This is a genomic window from Capnocytophaga catalasegens (assembly GCF_026005215.1).
GTDB classification, from domain to species: Bacteria; Bacteroidota; Bacteroidia; order Flavobacteriales; family Flavobacteriaceae; genus Capnocytophaga; species Capnocytophaga catalasegens.
This window is the reverse complement of sequence record NZ_BPMA01000018.1, coordinates 96,276-116,486: the sequence shown is the minus strand read 5'-3', so window position 1 is coordinate 116,486 and position 20,211 is coordinate 96,276. Positions and strand designations below refer to the sequence as shown.

General features: G+C 34.5%; 20 protein-coding genes and 1 tRNA gene. 8 read left to right on the top strand and 13 right to left on the bottom strand.

Annotated features, from left to right (window positions below):
* Position 1: 1 nt before the first annotated feature.
* Complete coding sequence (locus OO775_RS06305; protein WP_264846207.1) at positions 2–1,600, top strand: type I restriction-modification system subunit M; 1,599 nt, start codon at positions 2–4, stop codon at positions 1,598–1,600.
* Between the two features lie 244 nt (positions 1,601–1,844).
* On the opposite strand, the gene OO775_RS06300 is transcribed toward OO775_RS06305, so the two are convergent.
* The 3 genes from OO775_RS06300 to OO775_RS06290 all read right to left on the bottom strand — a co-directional run bounded on the left by OO775_RS06300 (position 1,845) and on the right by OO775_RS06290 (position 5,099).
* A complete protein-coding gene (locus OO775_RS06300; protein ID WP_264846206.1) occupies positions 1,845–2,117 on the bottom strand; it encodes an HU family DNA-binding protein in 273 nt (90 codons plus the stop codon).
* A 129-nt stretch (positions 2,118–2,246) separates the two neighbouring features.
* Positions 2,247–3,191 carry a methionyl-tRNA formyltransferase gene (gene fmt / locus OO775_RS06295; RefSeq protein ID WP_264846205.1) on the bottom strand — a complete coding sequence of 315 codons (945 nt, stop codon included), beginning with the start codon at positions 3,189–3,191 and terminating at the stop codon, positions 2,247–2,249.
* 12 nt (positions 3,192–3,203) lie between these two features.
* A complete protein-coding gene (locus OO775_RS06290; RefSeq protein ID WP_264846204.1) occupies positions 3,204–5,099 on the bottom strand; it encodes a RecQ family ATP-dependent DNA helicase in 1,896 nt (631 codons plus the stop codon).
* 123 nt (positions 5,100–5,222) lie between these two features.
* Here OO775_RS06290 and OO775_RS06285 point away from each other — a divergent pair.
* The 4 genes from OO775_RS06285 to OO775_RS06270 all read left to right on the top strand — a co-directional run bounded on the left by OO775_RS06285 (position 5,223) and on the right by OO775_RS06270 (position 6,755).
* Positions 5,223–5,296: transfer RNA gene (locus OO775_RS06285), tRNA-Arg, on the top strand.
* Between the two features lie 495 nt (positions 5,297–5,791).
* Positions 5,792–6,175: a DUF5053 domain-containing protein gene (locus tag OO775_RS06280; protein WP_264846203.1), complete on the top strand. Its 384-nt coding sequence runs from the start codon at positions 5,792–5,794 to the stop codon at positions 6,173–6,175.
* A 93-nt stretch (positions 6,176–6,268) separates the two neighbouring features.
* Positions 6,269–6,481, top strand: a complete 213-nt coding sequence (locus OO775_RS06275) for a hypothetical protein (protein ID WP_264846202.1) — start codon at positions 6,269–6,271, stop codon at positions 6,479–6,481.
* Positions 6,474–6,755 (top strand): Txe/YoeB family addiction module toxin, encoded by a 282-nt coding sequence (locus OO775_RS06270; protein WP_264846201.1) that lies wholly within the window; start codon positions 6,474–6,476, stop codon positions 6,753–6,755. The genes OO775_RS06275 and OO775_RS06270 overlap by 8 nt, the downstream gene beginning before the upstream one ends.
* A gap of 16 nt (positions 6,756–6,771) precedes the next feature.
* Here OO775_RS06270 and mnmC2 read toward each other — a convergent pair whose 3' ends face one another.
* Positions 6,772–7,434, bottom strand: a complete 663-nt coding sequence (gene mnmC2 / locus OO775_RS06265) for a tRNA (5-methylaminomethyl-2-thiouridine)(34)-methyltransferase MnmC2 (protein WP_264846199.1) — start codon at positions 7,432–7,434, stop codon at positions 6,772–6,774.
* A gap of 105 nt (positions 7,435–7,539) precedes the next feature.
* Between mnmC2 and OO775_RS06260 the strand changes: the two genes are divergently transcribed.
* The gene (locus OO775_RS06260) at positions 7,540–8,529 is read left to right on the top strand and encodes an aspartate-semialdehyde dehydrogenase (protein WP_264846198.1); all 990 of its coding nucleotides are present in this window, start codon (positions 7,540–7,542) and stop codon (positions 8,527–8,529) included.
* Between the two features lie 138 nt (positions 8,530–8,667).
* Here the strand turns inward: OO775_RS06260 and OO775_RS06255 are convergent, their stop codons facing one another.
* The 9 genes from OO775_RS06255 to OO775_RS06215 all read right to left on the bottom strand — a co-directional run bounded on the left by OO775_RS06255 (position 8,668) and on the right by OO775_RS06215 (position 18,573).
* Complete coding sequence (locus tag OO775_RS06255; RefSeq protein WP_264846197.1) at positions 8,668–10,938, bottom strand: aconitate hydratase; 2,271 nt, start codon at positions 10,936–10,938, stop codon at positions 8,668–8,670.
* Positions 10,939–11,410: 472 nt separating this feature from the next.
* Entirely contained in the window at positions 11,411–11,872 is a 462-nt protein-coding gene (gene smpB / locus OO775_RS06250) for an SsrA-binding protein SmpB (protein WP_264846195.1), read from the bottom strand.
* A gap of 175 nt (positions 11,873–12,047) precedes the next feature.
* On the bottom strand, positions 12,048–12,797 hold the full coding sequence (gene fabG / locus OO775_RS06245; RefSeq protein ID WP_264846194.1) for a 3-oxoacyl-[acyl-carrier-protein] reductase: 750 nt from the start codon (positions 12,795–12,797) through the stop codon (positions 12,048–12,050).
* A 17-nt stretch (positions 12,798–12,814) separates the two neighbouring features.
* Positions 12,815–14,950, bottom strand: a complete 2,136-nt coding sequence (locus OO775_RS06240; RefSeq protein WP_264846193.1) for a S46 family peptidase — start codon at positions 14,948–14,950, stop codon at positions 12,815–12,817.
* A 209-nt stretch (positions 14,951–15,159) separates the two neighbouring features.
* Positions 15,160–15,861: a DUF6261 family protein gene (locus OO775_RS06235; protein ID WP_264846192.1), complete on the bottom strand. Its 702-nt coding sequence runs from the start codon at positions 15,859–15,861 to the stop codon at positions 15,160–15,162.
* 136 nt (positions 15,862–15,997) lie between these two features.
* On the bottom strand, positions 15,998–16,543 hold the full coding sequence (locus tag OO775_RS06230; protein ID WP_264846191.1) for a hypothetical protein: 546 nt from the start codon (positions 16,541–16,543) through the stop codon (positions 15,998–16,000).
* A 524-nt stretch (positions 16,544–17,067) separates the two neighbouring features.
* A complete protein-coding gene (locus OO775_RS06225) occupies positions 17,068–17,448 on the bottom strand; it encodes a hypothetical protein (RefSeq protein WP_264846190.1) in 381 nt (126 codons plus the stop codon).
* A 16-nt stretch (positions 17,449–17,464) separates the two neighbouring features.
* The gene (locus OO775_RS06220) at positions 17,465–17,872 is read right to left on the bottom strand and encodes a hypothetical protein (protein ID WP_264846189.1); all 408 of its coding nucleotides are present in this window, start codon (positions 17,870–17,872) and stop codon (positions 17,465–17,467) included.
* A gap of 11 nt (positions 17,873–17,883) precedes the next feature.
* Positions 17,884–18,573: an LOG family protein gene (locus OO775_RS06215; RefSeq protein ID WP_264846188.1), complete on the bottom strand. Its 690-nt coding sequence runs from the start codon at positions 18,571–18,573 to the stop codon at positions 17,884–17,886.
* 225 nt (positions 18,574–18,798) lie between these two features.
* Here OO775_RS06215 and OO775_RS06210 point away from each other — a divergent pair, with 225 nt between their 5' ends.
* Together OO775_RS06210 and OO775_RS06205 are read left to right on the top strand one after the other, a co-directional pair.
* Positions 18,799–19,113, top strand: coding sequence for a rhodanese-like domain-containing protein (locus OO775_RS06210; protein ID WP_264846187.1), 315 nt, complete (start codon positions 18,799–18,801; stop codon positions 19,111–19,113).
* Complete coding sequence (locus OO775_RS06205; protein WP_264846186.1) at positions 19,113–20,207, top strand: Nif3-like dinuclear metal center hexameric protein; 1,095 nt, start codon at positions 19,113–19,115, stop codon at positions 20,205–20,207. Before OO775_RS06210 ends, OO775_RS06205 begins: the two co-directional genes overlap by 1 nt.
* Positions 20,208–20,211 lie beyond the last annotated feature (4 nt).

Below are 20,211 nucleotides of genomic sequence, written 5' to 3'. Positions count from 1 at the left end.
AATGGCAAAAACAGACCAACAACAATTAGGAAAAACCCTTTGGAGCATAGCTGACCAACTGCGAGGAGCAATGAACGCCGATGATTTTCGTGATTATATGCTTTCGTTTCTCTTTCTTCGTTACCTATCCAGCAATTACGAAGATGCTGCCCGCCGAGAGTTAGGTCGTGATTATCCTGAAAATGCTTCACAGCCTTTGGACACTTGGTATAAAGCCAATCCAGATGACGTAGCGGAGTTAGAAAAGCAACTCCGCCGTAAAGTGCATTATGTCATCAAACCCGAATATCTGTGGGGAAACATTGCCGAAATGGCTCGTATTCAGAGTATTGACCTATTGGAAACCCTCGAAAAAGGCTTCCGTTACATCGAAGAAAAATCGTTTGAAAGCACTTTCAAAGGTTTGTTTTCTGATGTTAATTTGAATTCGGACAAATTAGGCAAAACAGCTACCGAACGCAATCAACGGCTTTGTAAAATTATCAGCACCATAGCCGAAGGTATTGCTGATTTTTCTACCGATACTGATGTGCTTGGCGATGCTTATGAGTATCTTATTGCCCAGTTTGCCTCAGGTTCAGGTAAAAAAGCAGGCGAATTTTATACGCCGCAACCCGTCTCTACCATACTTTCACGAATTGTAATTTTGGATTCGCAAGACCCTTCTACAGGTGTCAAAACACGACTTGAAAAAATACTTGATTTTGCTTGTGGTTCAGGCTCTTTGTTGCTCAATGTACGTCATCAACTGCATCAAAAAGGGGGAACAATAGGCAAAATTTTCGGACAAGAAAACAACATAACCACTTATAACCTTGCCCGAATGAATATGATACTTCACGGAGTGAAAGACACTGAGTTTGAGATATTTCACGGCGATACACTTTTAAATCAGTGGGATATTTTAAACGAAATGAACCCTGCCAAAAAGCAAGAGTTTGACGGCATAGTAGCCAATCCGCCATTTAGTTTGCGTTGGGAGCCTGCCGAGGCCATTATCGATGATTTTCGTTTCAAAAGCTATGGAGTTGCTCCAAAATCAGCCGCAGATTTTGCTTTTCTCTTGCACGGATTTCATTTTTTGGCAAAAGAGGGAACAATGGCAATTATCTTGCCTCACGGCGTACTTTTCAGAGGAGGAGCAGAGGAGAGAATCCGTACTAAATTGCTCAAAGACAACAATATAGATACAGTTATAGGCTTGCCTTCCAATCTGTTTTATTCTACGGGAATACCTGTTTGTATTTTAGTTTTAAAGAAATGCAAAAAACAAGATGATGTGTTGTTTATCAACGCTTCCGAACATTTTGACAAAGGCAAACGACAAAATACACTAAACGATGAGCATATCGACCGCATTGTAGAGACTTATCAATTCCGTAGTGAAATAGAAAATTATTCACGTTGTGTCCCGATGTCAGAAATAGAACAAAACGGATATAACCTAAACATTTCAAAGTATGTAAGCCTTCAACAAGAAGAAGAACTTATAGACTTAGAAGCTGTTCAAGAGCAACTTTCAAAAATTAACAAACTTATTGATTTGCAGACTGAAAAACATAACAAATTTTTAGACGAATTAGGACTTAAACGGATATAGAAGATATGTACCAAACGAATAATAAGGTATAAAAATTAGGCGTACATTTTTGTATTTTTTTCAGATAGTAAGATATAGGTTTTGGTTTTTACATCGGGAAGTAATAATTTAGAAATGAATAAATTTTTAACAATCTTTTGAAACAAAATAAATTAAGTATTCTATTATTTCTTTTACAAAAAAACACCAACAAAATATTTTATTGGTGTTTTTAAGTATCGTTTGTAACTATTTAAAAATTCAATTAGTTTACAGCATCTGAAAGTTCTGTACCAGCTTTGAATTTTACTACTTTTTTAGCAGCAATTTTAATAGTTTTACCTGTTTGAGGGTTTCTTCCTTCGCGTGCAGGTCTATCTGTTACAGACCAAGAACCGAAACCTACTAATGATACTTTTCCTCCTTTTTTCAATGTTTTTTCAACATTAGAAAGGAAAGACTCTAATGCTTTTTTCGCAGCTACTTTTGAGATTTCTGCATCAGCTGCAATTGCGTCGATAAGTTCTGTTTTGTTCATAGGTGTTAATTTTAATATTCTAAAACGGGACAAATATAAAGATTTTATTTAGATAGACAAATTTTTCAATCAACTTTTCTCAGTAAAACCGCATCTTTATTATTTTTTTAAGTAAAAATACAAAATTTATTAAGAAAAATAATCCCCTAATTCGAAAGAAAATCCATTAAGAAGCTCTTTGGATGTCATTCGTTTTTTAGCAGGTAGTTGCAGTTGATCTATTTGTAGAAAACCATCTGTTGTTGCTATTTTGAGTGCTTTGTTTTCTATCAGAATACTTCCCACAGTAAGTGAATGTTTTTCTTTCAAAGGAGTTGCTTCGTATATTTTAACGGGAATTTCAATACTTTGTCGTTTAATAACACTCCAAGCAGTTGGATAAGGACTCATTCCTCTGATAAAATAATCAATCTGTTCAAGAGATTTTGTCCAATCGATACGACAGGTTTCTTTGTGTATTTTGAAAGCCTCTTTGTACACTTTTTCAGGTTGAATTTGTGATTTTACTTTATTTTGAGCTATCAATTCAATAGTTTTTAGTACAAGATTTGCTCCTTGTACCATTAGTTTGTCGTGTAGCGAACCAGCAGTTTCTCTGGGTAATATTTCGGTAGTTTCTTGCAAAATAATAGCACCAGTATCTATTTTTTCATCAATAAAAAAAGTGGTAACACCAGTTTGTTTTTCGCCTTGGATAATTGCCCAATTTATAGGAGCAGCACCTCGATAATCGGGAAGGAGGGAAGCGTGCAAATTGAAAGTCCCCATTTTAGGCATTGCCCAAACTGCTTTTGGAAGCATACGAAAAGCAACAACAATTTGCAAATCAGCATTATAACTTTTTAATTCTTCCAAAAAAGAAGTGTCTTTTAAATTTGTAGGTTGTAATACAGGGATTTGTTGTGATATAGCGTATTGTTTTACAGACGAGGATTGTAGTTTTTGCCCACGTCCAGCTTGTTTATCTGGAGCAGTAATCACTGCGACAACATTAACTCTATTTTCAACTAATTTTTTTAGCGTTTCTGTGGCAAAATCGGGTGTCCCCATAAACACAATTCTTATATTTTTCATAGCAATAATATATTATGTTGTATATTGATTAAAGGAATTTCGTTTTATTATCTGTTTATCAATCCATTTTTTTAGTAAAAGTATAATTTTAGACTCTTCAATAGAGAATTTTTGGCAAATCTCTTGTGATGTCGTAGGTTTTTCTTGCAGAAATTGCATTATTTGAAGTTCTATTTCGGGAGTTATCAAATTATTTTTTGATTTTTTTTCGATACAATATGAACATATTTCACAATCTTTATCAGTTTTTTCGCCGAAATATGCTAATAAAAAACGCTCTTTACACTGATTTTTAGCATTCAAAAAATCAAAAACGGCTTGTGCTTGTTCTTTTTTATGTTTATTGAACCATTTTACTTGTGGACTGATAAAGTGAATCGTTCTATCATCATCACGAGGCATAAGAAAGGTTATTTCAGCATCGGTGTTTTCTTCTTTGTATTCAATAATTTGATTTGCTTTCAGTCGGTTGAGTTGTTGTAAAATTTCATTAGTAGATTTTCGTATATGAGGAGCAATTTTTTCTACCTGAAAGGAAATAATTTGTTCGTAAATACCTGTATAATTACGCATTAAATAATACATCAATTCTTTTTCGGCAGGATTTTGTAACAAATATGACCTTACTTGCTCACTACTGACAAGAATCCGAAGAGTAGCTTTTCTGTAAAAAGCTTGACTGAGCGAAAGAACACTATTTCGGTCTAAAACTTCTAAAGCTTGATATGTCTGATAGACATCTAATTTATTGCGAAAAGTAAAATCGGATAGTTTGAAAACGTGTGTAGTGCCTTCCCCTTCAGCATAAGCTATTTGAAAGTAATTACATAGTTTTCTGTAAACAAGTTTTAGATAATCAAGAGATACTTGGCTTAATTGTGTTGTATATTGCAATTTTTTTACATCATTTTGATTGTAAAGAAGGAAGGCATATGCTTTTTTTCCATCTCTCCCTGCTCTCCCTGCCTCTTGAAAATAATCTTCAAGCGAATTTGGTAAATCCCAGTGAATAACTGTACGAACATCGGGTTTATCAATTCCCATGCCGAAAGCATTGGTTGCTACCATTACCTGTACATCATTCATTAGCCACATGTTCATTCGTATTTTTTTTTCTTCAGAAGAAAGCCCTCCATGAAAAAAAGTAGCAGAAAATCCCTTATCTTTCAGATATTGAGTCAATTCCATTGTGAGTTTTCGATTTCGAACATATATTATTGAACTTTCTGTATTTTTTGATAAAATTCTCTCCAATCGCCCTCTTTTATCTTCTATTTCATATACCATATAGCTCAAATTTACTCTTCGAAGAGTTTTTTTGATAATATTTGGATATTGTAGTTGTAAGTTTTTGATAATATCTTGTTCTATGGCAGGAGTAGCACTAGCAGTCAATGCAATAATAGGAACCTCGGGGAACCATTCTCGAAGTTGCCCACATGCTAAGTATGCAGGGCGAAAATCTTGTCCCCAATGAGAAATACAATGTGCTTCATCAATAGCTATAAGATTGATTTTCATTGATTTGAGTTTCTCTTGAACAAAAGCATTTTGCAATCGTTCGGGCGAGATGTATAGGAATTGGTAAGCTCCGTAGATGGCATTGTTTAAAATTCGTTCCAATTCGTGGAATACAATCGTTCCTGTTAGAGCTACCGCACTGATTCCTTTATCTTGTAGGTTGCTGACTTGGTCTTGCATTAGTGCAATCAATGGAGAAATAACCAGACAAATCCCTTCTTGAAGTAAGGCAGGAATTTGAAAGCAAATAGATTTTCCTCCGCCTGTGGGGAGGATAGCGAGAGTATCTTTTTTTTGTAAAACAGAAAAAATGATTTCTTGCTGAGGTTCTCGAAAACTATCGTATCCCCAGTATTTTTTTAATATTTCTAAGGAATTAGTATCCATTAAGATAATTGAAAAACAATATGCAAAGGTAGTGAAAAAAAATAACAAAAAAAATAACAAAAAAAATATGATTTTATTTGTAGAATAGAAAAAAGGTTGTATCTTTGCACCCGAAATACAAAAGGCCTCGTGGCGCAACTGAATAGCGCATCTGATTACGGCTCAGAAGGTTACAGGTTTGAATCCTGTCGAGGTCACAAAATCTTTAATCTGTTTAAAGTCAAAAAGCTAAAACACCAATAAAATATACATTTATTGGTGTTTTTTTATATCTATTTGTGTTTGAAAAACATAAATAAAACGAAAATTATTTACCACTATATTCGTTTTTTATAAGAGGTGTTTCAGGATAAACTAATAAAAATTTATTTACTTATTTTAATATGTTGTAAATGATGACAGTCTTTTTGCAATTTTAATTTGATAGGTGAAGAAAACTTGTAAAATATTTGTGTAATAATAAAAATATTATTATCTTTGCAATGTTAATTCAAGGTAAGATATATGCTAACCAAAGAACAAAAGAAACGCAAGGCAGAACTTAGAAAAGAGTTAGATTTTTTTTATAGATAATTATAAAGAAATCTCAACAAGAGGCAAGCAGATAAAAGATTATTTTGATACCAAAATTGAAGAAATTATAAAAGAACTCAAAGAATTAGGCAAATAAAAAATCTTTTAAAAATAATAATATGAAAGAAAAAATACAAGAATTAAAACAGCTATATGTGAAAACAAAAACAGAAGCTGAGCGAAAACTCATCTATCTAGAAATCAGTAAATTAGCCTCTGAAAATGAGGAAAAATTTATCGATGCAATGAAATTTTCAATAGATGATACCCTTCAAAAAACCAAAGAATTATCCGTTAAAGTTCGATTAAATGAAGTGTTACCTATCTTACCTTTATCCTACATTGCTGAACATTATTTTCAGAAATCAAAAAGTTGGTTTTACCAACGACTAAATGGTAATATAGTTAATGGAAGTCCTGCTCAATTTACTGATGAAGAAATAAAAACGCTTAATTTTGCTCTAAAAGATTTAAGTAAAAAATTAGGCTCAATAAGTTTATAGTATTACCCAAAAAAGCACTAAACATTTTATAAATTATCTTTTGTCAAATGAAAAATATAATTAAAAAAAAATAGATAATAAAAAACTTACACAATGATAACAACCATTCAATTAGAAAAAGGAATCACTAAGGAACAATATAAAAAAGTAGTTGAGTTGCTTAAAAGTATCAATATTTCAGTAAAAAAAGATGATACCAAAATGAGCAAAGAGGAGTTTTTTGCGATGATAGATAGAGCGAGAAAAAGTAAGAAACACGAAATTAGTCGGGAAGATATGAAAAAAATGCTCTTAGGGAATGAATAGTGAAATTTATAAACTTCTATATTCTGATGAATATCTTAAACATTTAGAAAAACATAATAAGTCAGGTCAAAAGAAACTCCTTGTGAAAATTGATACGCTTCTTGACGAATTAGAAATACATCCTACCACAGGAACAGGTCAAGCAGAATTACTCAAAGGCTTTGGAGAGCGTTTAGTTTGGTCTCGACGAATTGACAAAAAACATCGACTTGTTTATGAAATTTTTGAAGAAGAAAAACGAGTTGAAGTTTTATCTGCCTACGGACATTATTAAATTTTTGAGAGTAGATTTATTTCTTTACAGCTCTTAGCATTTCGCGTTTTCTTGGGGGACCAGGGAGTTTTTCTACTTCAAATCCGACATCAATCATCGCTCTTCTTACGCTTCCTTTAGCTGAATAAGTAACTAATATTCCATTGGTTTTCAGTGCTTTGTGCATTTTTTCAAAAAGAATATTTGTCCAGAGTTCAGGTTGCACTCTTGCACCAAAAGCATCATAATAAATAAGATGAAAACCATCTGTATCGGTTATCTCTTGGAAATGTTGTTGTCGTTTTCTAAAAGAAAAAGTTTCTGTTAAAACGATATTTTTTTCCCATTCGCTCGTATGTAATTTTTCAAAAATAGGAAGAAATTCATCAGTTTTTAACTCTTGTACATAATTCATCTGCAAGGCTTGTTCGATACTTACAGGATATGCTTCAATACCTTGATAATGAATATGTTGATTTAGTTTTTGATGTTCTAAAAAAGTAATAAATGCATTCAGTCCAGTGCCTAAACCAATCTCTAATATGGAAATATTTTGACCAGCAAAGAGTTGTAATCCATTTTTGATAAATACGTGATAAGCTTCTTGAATAGCTCCGTGTATCGAATGATAATGTTCATTCCATTCTTCGACTTGTATTGTAGTAGAGCCGTCAGCAGTAATAATGATATTTCTTTTCACAAAGAGAAAGTTTTTTGAATTTCCAAAGATACGTAATTTTCAAAGAAAAAAAGAGAAATATTTTAGAAAAATAGCTATCTTTGCATAAGTTTAAAAGAAAATATTATGAAAGTAGCTGTAGTTGGAGTAACTGGAATGGTAGGGAATGTAATGCTCGAAGTACTTAAAGAGCGTAATTTTCCCGTGACAGAGTTAATTCCTGTTGCTTCGGAGAAATCAATAGGGAAAGCCATTGAGTTTAAAGGGAATAATTACAAAGTTATAGGTTTGTCACAGGCTGTATCACTTAAACCTGATGTAGCTTTATTCTCGTCGGGTGGAGGCGTTTCGCTGGAATGGGCACCGAAATTTGCCAAAGTAGGAACAATTGTTGTTGATAATTCTTCGGCATGGCGTATGCACGATGATAAAAAACTAATTATCCCTGAAATCAATGCACACGTATTGACCAAAGAAGATAAGATTATTGCCAATCCAAATTGCTCGACTATCCAAATGCTGGTAGCTTTGGCACCATTGCACGCCAAATATGGAATTAAGCGAATAATTGTATCGACCTATCAATCAATTACCGGAACAGGGGTTAAAGCTGTACGCCAGTTAGAAAGCGAGTACAGAGGAGAGAAAGCGGAAATGGCATACCATTATCCGATACATCGAAATGCAATTCCTCATTGTGATGCATTTGAAGGTAATGGATATACCAAAGAAGAGATGAAATTGGTTCGAGAAACTAAGAAAATATTTGCCGATGATACAATTCAAGTAACAGCGACAGCCGTGCGTATTCCTGTGGTAGGAGGTCATAGTGAGTCGGTAAATGTAGAATTTAGAAAAGACTTCGACTTAACTGAGGTCAGAAAGCTACTAAGCGAAGCAAGCGGAGTCGTTCTTCAAGACAATACCGATACGAATACTTATCCAATGCCGATTTATGCACAAGGAAAAGATGATGTGTTTGTTGGACGACTACGTCGTGATGAATCAGCTCCCAATAGTTTGAATATGTGGGTAGTTTCTGATAACTTACGTAAAGGAGCAGCTACCAATACTATTCAAATAGCAGAGACATTGTTAGAAAAAGGATTTTTATAAATTGATTTTACTGATATAGAATCTATAATACGCTTGTACGTACATAAACTAAAACCTTTGGTATGTTTATAGAACAAACATACCAAAGGTTTTTAATTTGACTTAAATATATTTCTTGCTAACAATCGATAAGATATATTATGATTTTTTCCCTTCGGCGGCAATCAAATTCAGTGCGCTTCCTGCTTTAAACCAAGCAATTTGTGATTCGTTGTAGGTATGATTGACTTTGATTGTATCTTTTGTACCATCGCTATGAATTATTTCTAATGTCAAAGGCTTATTTGGAGCAAAATCTGTTAGATCAATGAAATTAAAAGTATCATCTTCTTGAATAATATCATAATCTTTTTCATTGGAAAATGTAAGCGCCAACATACCTTGCTTTTTCAGATTCGTTTCATGAATGCGCGCAAATGATTTTACCAGTACAGCTTTCACACCTAAGTGGCGCGGTTGCATAGCTGCGTGTTCTCTTGACGATCCTTCTCCATAATTGTGGTCGCCAACGATGATTGTAGGCAGATGAGCTTGCTTGTAGGCTCGTTGGACATCGGGTACAGCACCATAAAGTCCTGTTAATTGATTCTTCACGCTATTTGTTTGTTCATTGAATGCATTGACAGCACCAATAAGTGTATTATTAGCAATATTATCTAAGTGTCCTCGATACCTGAGCCAAGGTCCAGCCATTGATATATGGTCTGTAGTACATTTGCCTTGGGCTTTTATCAGTAATTTAGCTCCGAGAATGTTCTCTCCATTCCAAGGCTCAAAAGGAGCAAGTAGCTGTAATCGTTCCGAGCTGTCAGCTACTACCACTTTTACATTGCTTCCATCAATGGCAGGTTCTATATATCCGTTATCTTCAACAGCAAAACCTTTGGAAGGCAACTCGAATCCGTGTGGTTCATCAAGGAAAACTTCTTGCCCATCACTATTTGTAAGAGAATCTGTTAGCGGATTGAAGTCCAATCGACCAGCTATGGCAAGCGCGGTAACTATTTCTGGAGAACCGACAAAGGCTAATGTATTGGGATTACCATCGGCACGCTTGGCAAAATTTCGATTAAAGGAATGAACAATAGTGTTGCGTTCCTTCTTTTCAGCGCCTTCTCTGTCCCACATTCCAATACAAGGACCACAAGCATTGGCAAATACCGTCGCACCAATCTGTTGCAGTGTGTCAATTAACCCATCTCGCTCTATGGTATAACGAACCTGTTCTGAGCCAGGAGTTATTGTGAATTTAGATTTCGTTTGCAGTTTTTTTTCTGCTACTTGTTTTGCTAATGAAGCTGCTCGCGATATATCTTCATATGACGAATTTGTACATGAACCTATTAGACCGACCTCTACCTTCAAAGGCCAGTTATTCTCAATTGCCTTGCTTTTCATCTGTGAAATAGGTGTAGCTAAGTCAGGACTAAAAGGACCATTCAAGTAAGGCTCTAATGTTGATAAATCAATTTCAATAACTTGGTCAAAATACAAAGATGGATTTGAATAAACTTCGGGGTCTGCAGTCAAATAACCTTTTATTTCGTTAGCAGCATCTGCAACATCAGAACGACCTGTACTTCTGAGGTAACGCTCCATAGAAGCATCATATCCGAAGGTAGATGTTGTAGCTCCTACTTCTGCTCCCATATTACAAATTGTACCTTTTCCTGTACAAGAAATAGACTGAGCTCCTTCGCCAAAGTATTCTATAATAGCTCCAGTTCCTCCTTTTACAGTCAATATACCTGCTAATTTTAAGATAATATCCTTAGGAGCTGTCCAACCTGATAACTTTCCAGTGAGTTTAACTCCAATAATTTTTGGAAACTTCAACTCCCAAGGCATACCAGCCATAACATCAACAGCATCAGCGCCTCCAACACCAATAGCAAGCATTCCCAGCCCTCCAGCATTGGGCGTATGTGAATCTGTACCTATCATCATTCCTCCCGGAAAAGCGTAATTTTCTAAAACAACTTGGTGTATAATTCCAGCCCCTGGTTTCCAAAAACCAATACCATACTTGTTTGATACCGATTGAAGAAATTCAAATACCTCATTACTACTTTCTTTGGCTCGTTCAAGGTCTTTTTCTGCTCCTATTTTAGCCTGAATTAAGTGGTCGCAGTGTACCGTGGTAGGAACAGCTACTTTATTTTTTCCCGCATGCATAAATTGTAAGAGTGCCATCTGGGCAGTTGCATCTTGGCAAGCTACTCTATCAGGGGCAAAATCAACATAATCTATCGCTCTTTCAAACATTTTAGAAGGTTCTCCCTCCCAAAGGTGAGCATACAAAATCTTCTCTGTCAAAGTAAGTGGCTTTTTGCACAGAGAGCGTGCCTTATCTACGCGAGTTGTAATACGAGAATACACGTCTTTAATCATTTCAATATCAAATGCCATTGTTTTATTGTTTAAGTTTTAAGTATTATACAAATATAAAATCTATTCTAAGATACACAAAATATAAAGTAAAATAATAAATAAGTATACCTATTGACTTCATTTTTTTAGTTGTCTTACTGATGAAGTTTTATTAGTATATATATTCTTGTTATTTTTGCTTTAATGAAATAAAAATATTGAATACATTCTTCTTGTTTCTACTTCAATAAAATAAGAATATCGAATACATTCTTGTTGTTTTTGTTTTAATGAAATAAGAATATCGAATACCTTCTTGTTATTTATACTTCAATGAAATAAGAATATCGAATACATTCTTGTTGTTTTTGTTTTAATGAAATAAGAATATCGAATACCTTCTTGTTGTTTCTACTTCAATGAAATAAGAATGTCGGTATCGTTATATTTGACTTTGTGTTAATAAAATTGTTTTATTGTATATTAGAATGAGGTATAATAGAGAGGGTATTTAGTGTTTGTATTCCTTTTTAATACGGTCTAAGTTACGTTTGTTATCTCTATCTTTGATGCTTTCACGTTTGTCGTGAAGTTTCTTACCGCGCACTAAAGCAATTTCAATTTTCGCTAACCCTTTTTCATTAAGAAAAACACGCAAAGGGACAATTGTTAACCCCGAATTCTTAACTTCTTTGTGCAGTTTACGGAGTTCTTTTCGTTGAAGTAATAATTTGCGCTCACTTTTCGGCTTATGATTGTAATAAGTTCCGTAAGCATATTGCTCAATATTCATATTGATAACAAAAAGTTCGCTTTGCTCATTAAATTCGCAGAAACTCTCGGCAATAGAAGCCTTTCCCAGCCTGATAGACTTGATTTCTGTTCCACTCAAAACCATTCCAGCGATATAATTTTCAATGATTTCGTATTCGAAGCGAGCTCTTTTGTTCTGTATGTTAATATTTTTTTGCACGAGACAAAGATAGTAAAAATTTGATTAAAATAAGTTTTTATCTGAAAAAAATCCTGTAACTTGTCTCAAAAAGGAATTTGATGCTTCAAAAAAAGGATATATCGTAGCCAATTCAAGTATAAAAAGCTGCCTGAATCACATTGACAGACAGCTTTTTTATCCTCAAAAAGATGAATTAAGCTGTAATCATACCGCCATCAACACGTAGTGTTTGCCCTGTAATATATGAACTCATCTCTGAGGCTAAGAACACACACACGTTAGCTATATCTTCGGGTTGTCCTCCGCGTTTTAACGGAATTGCATTGCGCCAACCTTCTACAATTTCAGGACTTAACTTGGCAGTCATTTCAGTTTCTATAAAACCAGGAGCAATTGCATTGCAACGAATGTTACGCGAACCCAATTCCAGAGCTACCGATTTGGTAAAGCCTAATATTCCTGCTTTCGATGCTGCATAGTTTGTTTGCCCTGCATTTCCTTGCACGCCTACTACACTACTCATATTGATAATAGAACCTCTTCGCTGTTTTAGCATTATTTTTTGTACGGCTTTGGTCATATTGAAAACTGATTTGAGATTTACTTCAATTACTTTATCAAAATCGGCTTCGGTCATACGCATAAGCAACGTATCTTTGGTAATTCCTGCGTTATTGATAAGAATATCAATATTGCCAAATTCTTTCAAAACTTCATCGACAAGGGTTTCACATTGTTCAAAATTGGCAGCATCACTTTGATAGGCTTTTGCTTTTACTCCAAACGATTGTAAGTGAGCTTCTAAGGCTTTTGCAGCCTCTGCCGAAGAGCTATATGTAAAAGCAACATTAGCTCCTTGTTGAGCAAATACTTCGGCAATTCCTTTGCCAATCCCACGGCTTCCACCTGTGATAATAGCTGTTTTTCCTGATAATAATTTCATATCTTTATATTTTTGTATTATTTTACCAATTTAAGTTCATTTATAATATTTGTAGCACCTGCATATTTATCTATAATGAACAGCACATAGCGGATGTCTACCATAATGTTTCTGCAAATGCTTGGATCATAGTAAATATCGCTCATTGTACCTTCCCAAACGCGGTCAAAGTTGAGTCCAATAAGATTTCCGTGTGCATCAATGGCAGGACTTCCGGAATTACCGCCGGTCGTATGATTCGTGGCGATAAAGCATACGGGCATCTTTCCATTTTTGTCCGCATATATTCCATAGTCTTTTCTGTCGTATAACTCGCGTAATTTGGCTGGAACGTCAAATTCGTAGTCGTTAGGAATGTATTTTTCCATCACTCCTTCCAAATAGGTGAAGGGTTGATAATAAATTGCATCGGCGGGTGTGTATCCTGCTATTTTTCCGTAGGTAACGCGTAAAGTACTGTTAGCATCGGGGAAAATGCGGTCTTTCGGTGTAGAAAATTCTAAAATAGCCTTCATATAAGTGCGTTGGAGTTCCGCAATTTCGCTGTTATAATGTTGATACATAGGAACGATTTCTTGAAAGAAAATAGTAGTAATTTGCGAGACTAATTGCATTGCTTTATCATTGGTCACTTTGTTAGCAACTTGCGAAGGGCTTCCGGCGAGTAATTGTTGTACTTTGTCATATGAAGTCAATGCAGATTGTTCAAAAATGGTATTAGTCAATGTATTTATGTCGACACTTGTGAGTTCTTTTGGTACAAATTGAGCAGGCATTTGTTTTATATAAATTTCCATTAGTGCAGAAAAAATTTCTTTATCTACACGAGAACTATAATCTTTGTAAGTTTTTTCTAAATCCTTAACCAGATTGTCTCTTCTGTCGGAGAATGCTTGCTCGCCTTTTGATTGATATACGTTATTTAGTTGATAAATTTTAAATCCGTTGGAGAGAATTTCTACATTACGTAATACAATTTCTTGAAAAATATCCATTGAGAGCGCATATTTTTCAAAATCCTTGTATTTTTGTTGAAAATTATAGAGTAAATGCCCATATTGGTTTTGTTTTCCGGATTGATTAACTTTTTCGGTAAAAATGTTCTCCTGCATACGTTTTTTAGCAACGGCATTTGTTTTTATAAGTCCTAAACTTTCGCCTTTCCATTTTTTCCAATAGTTGGCGATACGGGCATTTTTGGACGCATATTGTATTTTAATAGCGGCATCTTGTCGCATATATTTGTCTTGTATTTTGAGTGCTGCCTCACGAATGTTGATTTTGGCAGGGTTCAAAACTTCAACTAATTGCTCAACAGCAACGGCGGGCAGGTATTCGTTCGTTGTACCAGGATAGCCAAAAATCATTGTAAAATCATTTTCTTTAAGTCCTTTTAGAGAAATAGGAAAATAATGTTTTGGTTTGTAAGGTACATTCTCTTTGGAATACTCGGCAGGGCGATTATTTTTGTCGGCATAAATGCGGAAGAGGGCAAAGTCGCCGGTATGTCGTGGCCACACCCAATTATCGGTATTGGAGCCAAATTTCCCAATAGATGAGGGCGGAGCGCCTACCAAACGAATATCTTTGAAAGTTTCAACAACAAACAACAAAAATTGATTTCCTTTGTAGAAGGTTTTGATACGATTTTCTTGCCAAGGTTCTTTGGGGGTATTTTTACTTACTTGGCTCATATTTTTTTCGATAATATGCTGACGCTCATCAAGAGATGATACATTTTCAACTCCTTTGAGAATTGCCTGAGTTACATCTTCGATACGTACGATGAACGTTACTTCCATTCCTTGGTTTGGAAGTTCTTCCTCTAATGATTTTGCCCAAAAACCATCATTTATATAATTATTTGTTAGCGAAGAATGAGTTTGTATTTGTTCATATCCGCAATGGTGGTTGGTCAGTAGCAACCCTTTGGGAGAAATGACTTCTGAGGTACATCCTCCGTCAAAATGAGGAACTGCATCTTTGAGTGATGATTTGTTAATGTCATAAATATCTTGGGCTGATATTTTCATACCCAAGGCTTTCATTTCTTTTTCGTTCTGTCCTTTCAAAAGTGAAGGTATCCACATACCGCCCTGCTGGGCATAAATTACGGTCGAAATGAAGAAAAATAATAATTGGATGTATTTCATTGTAATTATTAAGATATTTTTATAAAATAAAGCGAAAAAAATATTTTTTTCTGGTTTTTAATTCGGATTAAAGTCTTCGACTTCGCTCAGACTGACGTTGCATTTTGTCTCGCTGAGCGGAATTAAAGCGTTTTTTTCCTAATTTTAAAGCCCCTATACACCATATATTATATAGGTATAACGGATAGATTGCTACGAATTGAAAAAAATTACTTGTCTGTTTTTTTGCTTCGTCGCGAAATGGTTTCGTTGGTGCTATTGATAATTTGTGCAACTAGGTTTGACAAATTCTGATAGTGTGCCTCTGTGTTCGTTGCAATGAGGAAATATACCAACTTGTTGTTAATAAGTTCCAAAAGTGTTTTTTTCAATGCTGTTGCAGACTCTGAAGTACCTTGTGCTGAGAGTGCTTTTTCGTATGTCTGTTGCTCGGTATGGAATGCTTTTTGGCGTGTGCGAAGCTCTTCGATGGTCTCGGCAACACCTGAGAGCTTGCCAATGGCTTCTTGCAAGTCGGTGGCTGCCAAATCGCGCAAAAGCGACTCAATATGTCCTGATTCGCTCGAATAATTCTCGCGCGTGATTTTCGTTCCGTAGCGTTCAAAAACGGCATATATTTTTTCGGCACTTTCTTTGATTTCTGTTGTACGCATTGAGCGATAGCCTACCAGAATATTGTGTAAATTGATGATAGTTTCATCACGTAGATTATCAGCATCTTCAAGTTTAGAAACAGCAGTTTCTTTCTTTATTGCTATCGAAATTGCCGTAGCTTGCAACTCAATTTTAGCAAACAGATTTTTCAGAAATACATCGTTTTGTAATGACGCCTCTTTGGCAAAGATATTCACTAAACGATGAGCCACATCGGCTATTTCGGATACGCGGATTTTAAAACTAATTTTATTCATATTCTTGATTGTTTAAATTGTTTATATTTATAACTAATTTTTCAAAATAGTACGGATATGGATTGTTAAGGAACGAATAGAGATTGAAGTTGGGTTTATGCCTTGACGGTTTTAGGCTAGTCAGGCTTGTATCTATTCATCTATATTTTTTAATATCCTGTAAGGTAATTAGATTATTTCTTAAATCATCTAAAAATAACAATTGAATTTCATATTCACGTTTTAAATTTTCCTCCTCTATTTTGCCATCTTTGGAGTATGGGAAATTCGCTAAAGCATCTTTCCAGTTAATTACGTTTTCAGCACATGCGGCAAAATAATAACTATCAGATGATTTTTTTTGTATACCTAGTAACATATTTCGAATCGAAGCTAATAATTCTATAGTTCCTTGTGTTTCTACCATATCATTTAATGGATCATCATCATCCCAATTTATATCTTCTATAGCTTTTTGAGAGATTTCAATATTTATTTGGGAGAAATCATACCAACCAGCTTTAATAATAGCATCACAGAGTTGGTGGTTCTCGTTTGAATTAGTTATTTTGGTTATATTTTCTTTTATTTTTTTTTCAAGGACTAGTGCATTACAGCACCAAGCCGAAAATTTACATTTCTTTTGTGGATCTATTTGATCTAAAAGAGATTGTACTTTTTGAATGTGTAATTCTATATTCATAATTCATCCTTTCATTAATCATATACACCACCAGCACCATCAACGCTATGTATTGTTCTGCGAATATTTGTTCACGGGCTTCTTCATCGTAAAGGAAGCAAAAAATATTTGTTCGTGAGTTTCTTCATCGTAAAGGAAGCAAAAAATATTTGTTCACGGGCTTCTTCATCGTAAAGGAAGCAAAAAACATTTGTTCGCGAGCTTCTTCATCGTAAAGGAAGCAAAAAATATTTGTTCGTGAGTTTCCTTATCATAAAGGGAGCAAAAAATAGTTATTGGCTTGCATCTTTATTTTAAAATTCCTTTTTGGAAAGGAAAATTTAGCGTCTTTTCAAGGAACAAAAATTTATTGGCAAAATTATTTTTTTATTCTATAAAAACCAAATAATAAGGTAAGAAATTTAGTATTTTTATTATAAAAGTATGCAAATAAAAAAATTCTTGGGTGTTGAGTTCGTTTGGCTTGACACGAAATGTTTATACAGAGGCTAAATATACAGATATAATTTATTTTCAGATGTAATTTAGCATAATTTGTCCAAGATAGGTACAGCAAAAAGTATTGTCCCGACGATAAATAAAAAAGTAAGCAAGTGAATTGCCTTGTGATTTTTCTTCAAATAAATGAATTGTTCTATGGTACGAAAAAACCAAAATCCTGAACAAAATAGTAAAAAAATAGTTCCTAAATGGGTTGTTGCCAATTCAGTAGGAAACAAAAAACAAATTGTTGCAGTAGCAAAAAAATAGTAAATAATTTGCCAATTTAAAATCTGCATAATTCCTCGATTGGCAAAACTAAGTTTAGAAAGCTGGTCTTTCCATCGGAATAATCTCCAAAAAGCAATGTGAAAAAGCCCAAACGCCAGATTAAATACTCCTGCAATAACAATAATTGTTTCCACGTGTGATATTTTTTAACTATTGATTGTTTTCTACTTTCTTTTTAGAAACATCCATCACGGGTACTAATCCTTCCGATGGCATATAGATAATCTGTGGAAGATTGCCTTTGTCTGCCAATTTTTCAAGTGTTCGGATAAATAAATACTGATTATAAACAGAATTAAGCGTTCCGTTCTCGATTTTCATAGCTTCAGCCATTCCTCTTGCTCGTTCTATCTCGGCTTGAGCATTTAATTTCTCGGCTTCGAGTCGGGCTTTAGCTTCTTCGATTAAAATCTTTCGGTTTTGCTCTGCTTTAGCCATTTCAGCCTTACCTGCCATTTCCTGCTGCCATACGTTGTACATTGGTAGGGCGAACATCAATACCCCGATAATAATTGCGGCAGTAATTATAATTTTAAAAATAGGAATTTGTTGTTTCATAATAAAAAATTTTAAAAATTGGGTCGTAAGCTATATTTTAAGTAGAATTTTTCAATAATATCGACCACTTCATCGGGGGAATCAACTATTTTGAATAACTCTATATCTTCGGGACTAATGTTGCCAAATTGTTCCAAAAGTGTAGTTTTGCACCAAGCAATAAGTCCGCTCCAAAACTCACTTCCTACCAGAATAATAGGGAATTTGTCGGTTTTTTCAGTTTGCATCAAGGTAATAGCTTCAAAGAGTTCGTCCAACGTACCAAAGCCCCCCGGCATCACCACAAACGCCTGTGAATATTTGACGAACATTACCTTACGTGCGAAGAAATAATCAAACTTTAAACTCTTATCTCGGTCAATATAAGGGTTTTCGTGTTGCTCAAAAGGTAAGTCAATATTCAATCCGACCGAAGAACCACCGCCTTGATGTGCTCCTTTGTTACCGGCTTCCATAATTCCTGGTCCACCACCAGTTATTACTCCAAATCCTGCTTCAACTATTTTTTCAGCTATTTCAACGGTAAGTTCGTAATATGGAGAACCAGGTTTTGTTCTGGCCGAACCGAAGATAGACACACACGGACCTATTTCGCCCAATTTTTCGTATCCAGATACAAATTCGCCCATTATTTTGAATATTCCCCACGAGTCGTTAGTTTTTATCTCATTCCACTCTTTGGAGTGCTTTTCTCGTCTCATATTTTCTTTTTTTTATTAAAAATTTCACAAGGCACAAAACTAATCTTTATTTTTGGATTATACAAAATTTTTTCGATAGATATTTTTATTTTTCTCTACTCAAAATATAATAAAGTATTTACTTATTGCTTATGCAAAAATATTTTCAGTTGAAAAAAGATAAAATAAAATTGCTTTTTTTGAAAATAATTGTAATTTTGGCGAAATATTTTAAAGTAATAACCTATGAAAGAAATATCTATTAGTCAAGCAGTCAAAATGCTAAGCCAAGGCGCACTTTTGGTCGATGTAAGAGAACACTCCGAAGTAGAACAAGTCGCTTACGATGTACCCAATTTTTTGAATATACCTCTTGGGGAGCTTGCTGAAAAATTTTCTCAAATCCCTACTCAAGAACAAGTGATTGTAGCTTGTAAAGCCGGAGGAAGAAGTGCTAAAGCGGTTCAGTTTTTACAAGAAAAAGGATTTACTAATGTAATAAATCTGCAAGGAGGAATGATAGCTTGGGCTGAGCAAGGTTTTCCGATAAAAACAAAATAATGAATGTACAAAATATTATTGATTTCTTCGAAGAAATTTCTCCGCTTGCCTATGCCGAAAGTTTTGATAACATAGGACTTTTGGTAGGCAATCCATCAAATAAAGTAAGCGGTATTCTCATCACTCTTGATACAACTGAGTGTGTTGTTGCAGAAGCAATTGAAAAAAAATGTAATTTAATTGTAAGTTTTCACCCAATTATTTTTAACGGAGTGAAAAAACTAACGGGAGAAACTTATGTAGAGCGTGCTGTAATAAAAGCCATTCGCCACGATATTGCTATTTATGCAATACACACCGCACTTGATAACTCTTTTTGGGGAGTGAATGCACGTATCTGCGAAATTTTAGGACTTTCAACACGAAAAATACTCATTCCTCAACGAGAAACCTTACAAAAACTAATTACTTTCGTTCCCGAAAATCAAGCAGAAATCCTTAGAAAAAAGCTGTTTGAAGCCGGAGCCGGAAATATAGGTAATTATAGCGATTGTAGTTTTAATCTCAGTGGAGTAGGAACATTCAAAGGCAACGAACATAGTAATCCCGTAATTGGTGAAAAAAATATACTTCACCACGAAAAAGAAACCCAAATAGGTATAATTTTTCCCAAGCATGTACAAAACAAAGTGTTGGAAGCTCTTTTCAAAAATCATCCATACGAAGAGGTTGCCTATGAGATATATACCCTGAAAAATACTCACCAACATATTGGGCTAGGAATGCTCGGAGAACTCTCACAAGTATTGTCTGAAATAGATTTTTTGCAAATGCTAAAAGATAAAATGCAAACGGATTGTATTCGATATTCAGCTTTTACAGGCAAACCAATAAAAAAAGTAGCTGTTTTGGGTGGGAGTGGCGCATTTGCCATTGGTAATGCTATAAAAGCGCAAGCCGATGCTTTTGTTACCGCCGATGTGAAATATCACGAATTTTTTCAAGCCGAAAACAAGATTTTGATAGCAGATATAGGACATTATGAGAGTGAACAATTCACAAAAAATCTTTTATTTGAAAAACTTACAAAAAAATTTCCTAACTTTGCACCCGTTCTAATAGCACAAAATACAAATCCTATCAAGTATCTATAAAAAT

Excerpts from the sequence above, each read along its gene's own strand:
- OO775_RS06290 (WP_264846204.1), bottom strand. The coding sequence starts at position 5,099 with ATGGATACTAATTCCTTAGAAATATTAAAAAAATACTGGGGATACGAT.
- OO775_RS06235 (WP_264846192.1), bottom strand. The coding sequence starts at position 15,861 with ATGAATAAAATTAGTTTTAAAATCCGCGTATCCGAAATAGCCGATGTG.
- OO775_RS06205 (WP_264846186.1), top strand. The coding sequence starts at position 19,113 with ATGAATGTACAAAATATTATTGATTTCTTCGAAGAAATTTCTCCGCTT.
- OO775_RS06270 (WP_264846201.1), top strand. The coding sequence starts at position 6,474 with ATGAATAGTGAAATTTATAAACTTCTATATTCTGATGAATATCTTAAA.
- OO775_RS06210 (WP_264846187.1), top strand. The coding sequence starts at position 18,799 with ATGAAAGAAATATCTATTAGTCAAGCAGTCAAAATGCTAAGCCAAGGC.
- OO775_RS06300 (WP_264846206.1), bottom strand. The coding sequence starts at position 2,117 with ATGAACAAAACAGAACTTATCGACGCAATTGCAGCTGATGCAGAAATC.
- OO775_RS06230 (WP_264846191.1), bottom strand. The coding sequence starts at position 16,543 with ATGAATATAGAATTACACATTCAAAAAGTACAATCTCTTTTAGATCAA.
- OO775_RS06220 (WP_264846189.1), bottom strand. The coding sequence starts at position 17,872 with ATGAAACAACAAATTCCTATTTTTAAAATTATAATTACTGCCGCAATT.
- OO775_RS06260 (WP_264846198.1), top strand. The coding sequence starts at position 7,540 with ATGAAAGTAGCTGTAGTTGGAGTAACTGGAATGGTAGGGAATGTAATG.
- OO775_RS06280 (WP_264846203.1), top strand. The coding sequence starts at position 5,792 with ATGAAAGAAAAAATACAAGAATTAAAACAGCTATATGTGAAAACAAAA.
- OO775_RS06215 (WP_264846188.1), bottom strand. The coding sequence starts at position 18,573 with ATGAGACGAGAAAAGCACTCCAAAGAGTGGAATGAGATAAAAACTAAC.
- OO775_RS06255 (WP_264846197.1), bottom strand. The coding sequence starts at position 10,938 with ATGGCATTTGATATTGAAATGATTAAAGACGTGTATTCTCGTATTACA.
- OO775_RS06240 (WP_264846193.1), bottom strand. The coding sequence starts at position 14,950 with ATGAAATACATCCAATTATTATTTTTCTTCATTTCGACCGTAATTTAT.
- OO775_RS06305 (WP_264846207.1), top strand. The coding sequence starts at position 2 with ATGGCAAAAACAGACCAACAACAATTAGGAAAAACCCTTTGGAGCATA.
- fmt (WP_264846205.1), bottom strand. The coding sequence starts at position 3,191 with ATGAAAAATATAAGAATTGTGTTTATGGGGACACCCGATTTTGCCACA.
- fabG (WP_264846194.1), bottom strand. The coding sequence starts at position 12,797 with ATGAAATTATTATCAGGAAAAACAGCTATTATCACAGGTGGAAGCCGT.
- OO775_RS06275 (WP_264846202.1), top strand. The coding sequence starts at position 6,269 with ATGATAACAACCATTCAATTAGAAAAAGGAATCACTAAGGAACAATAT.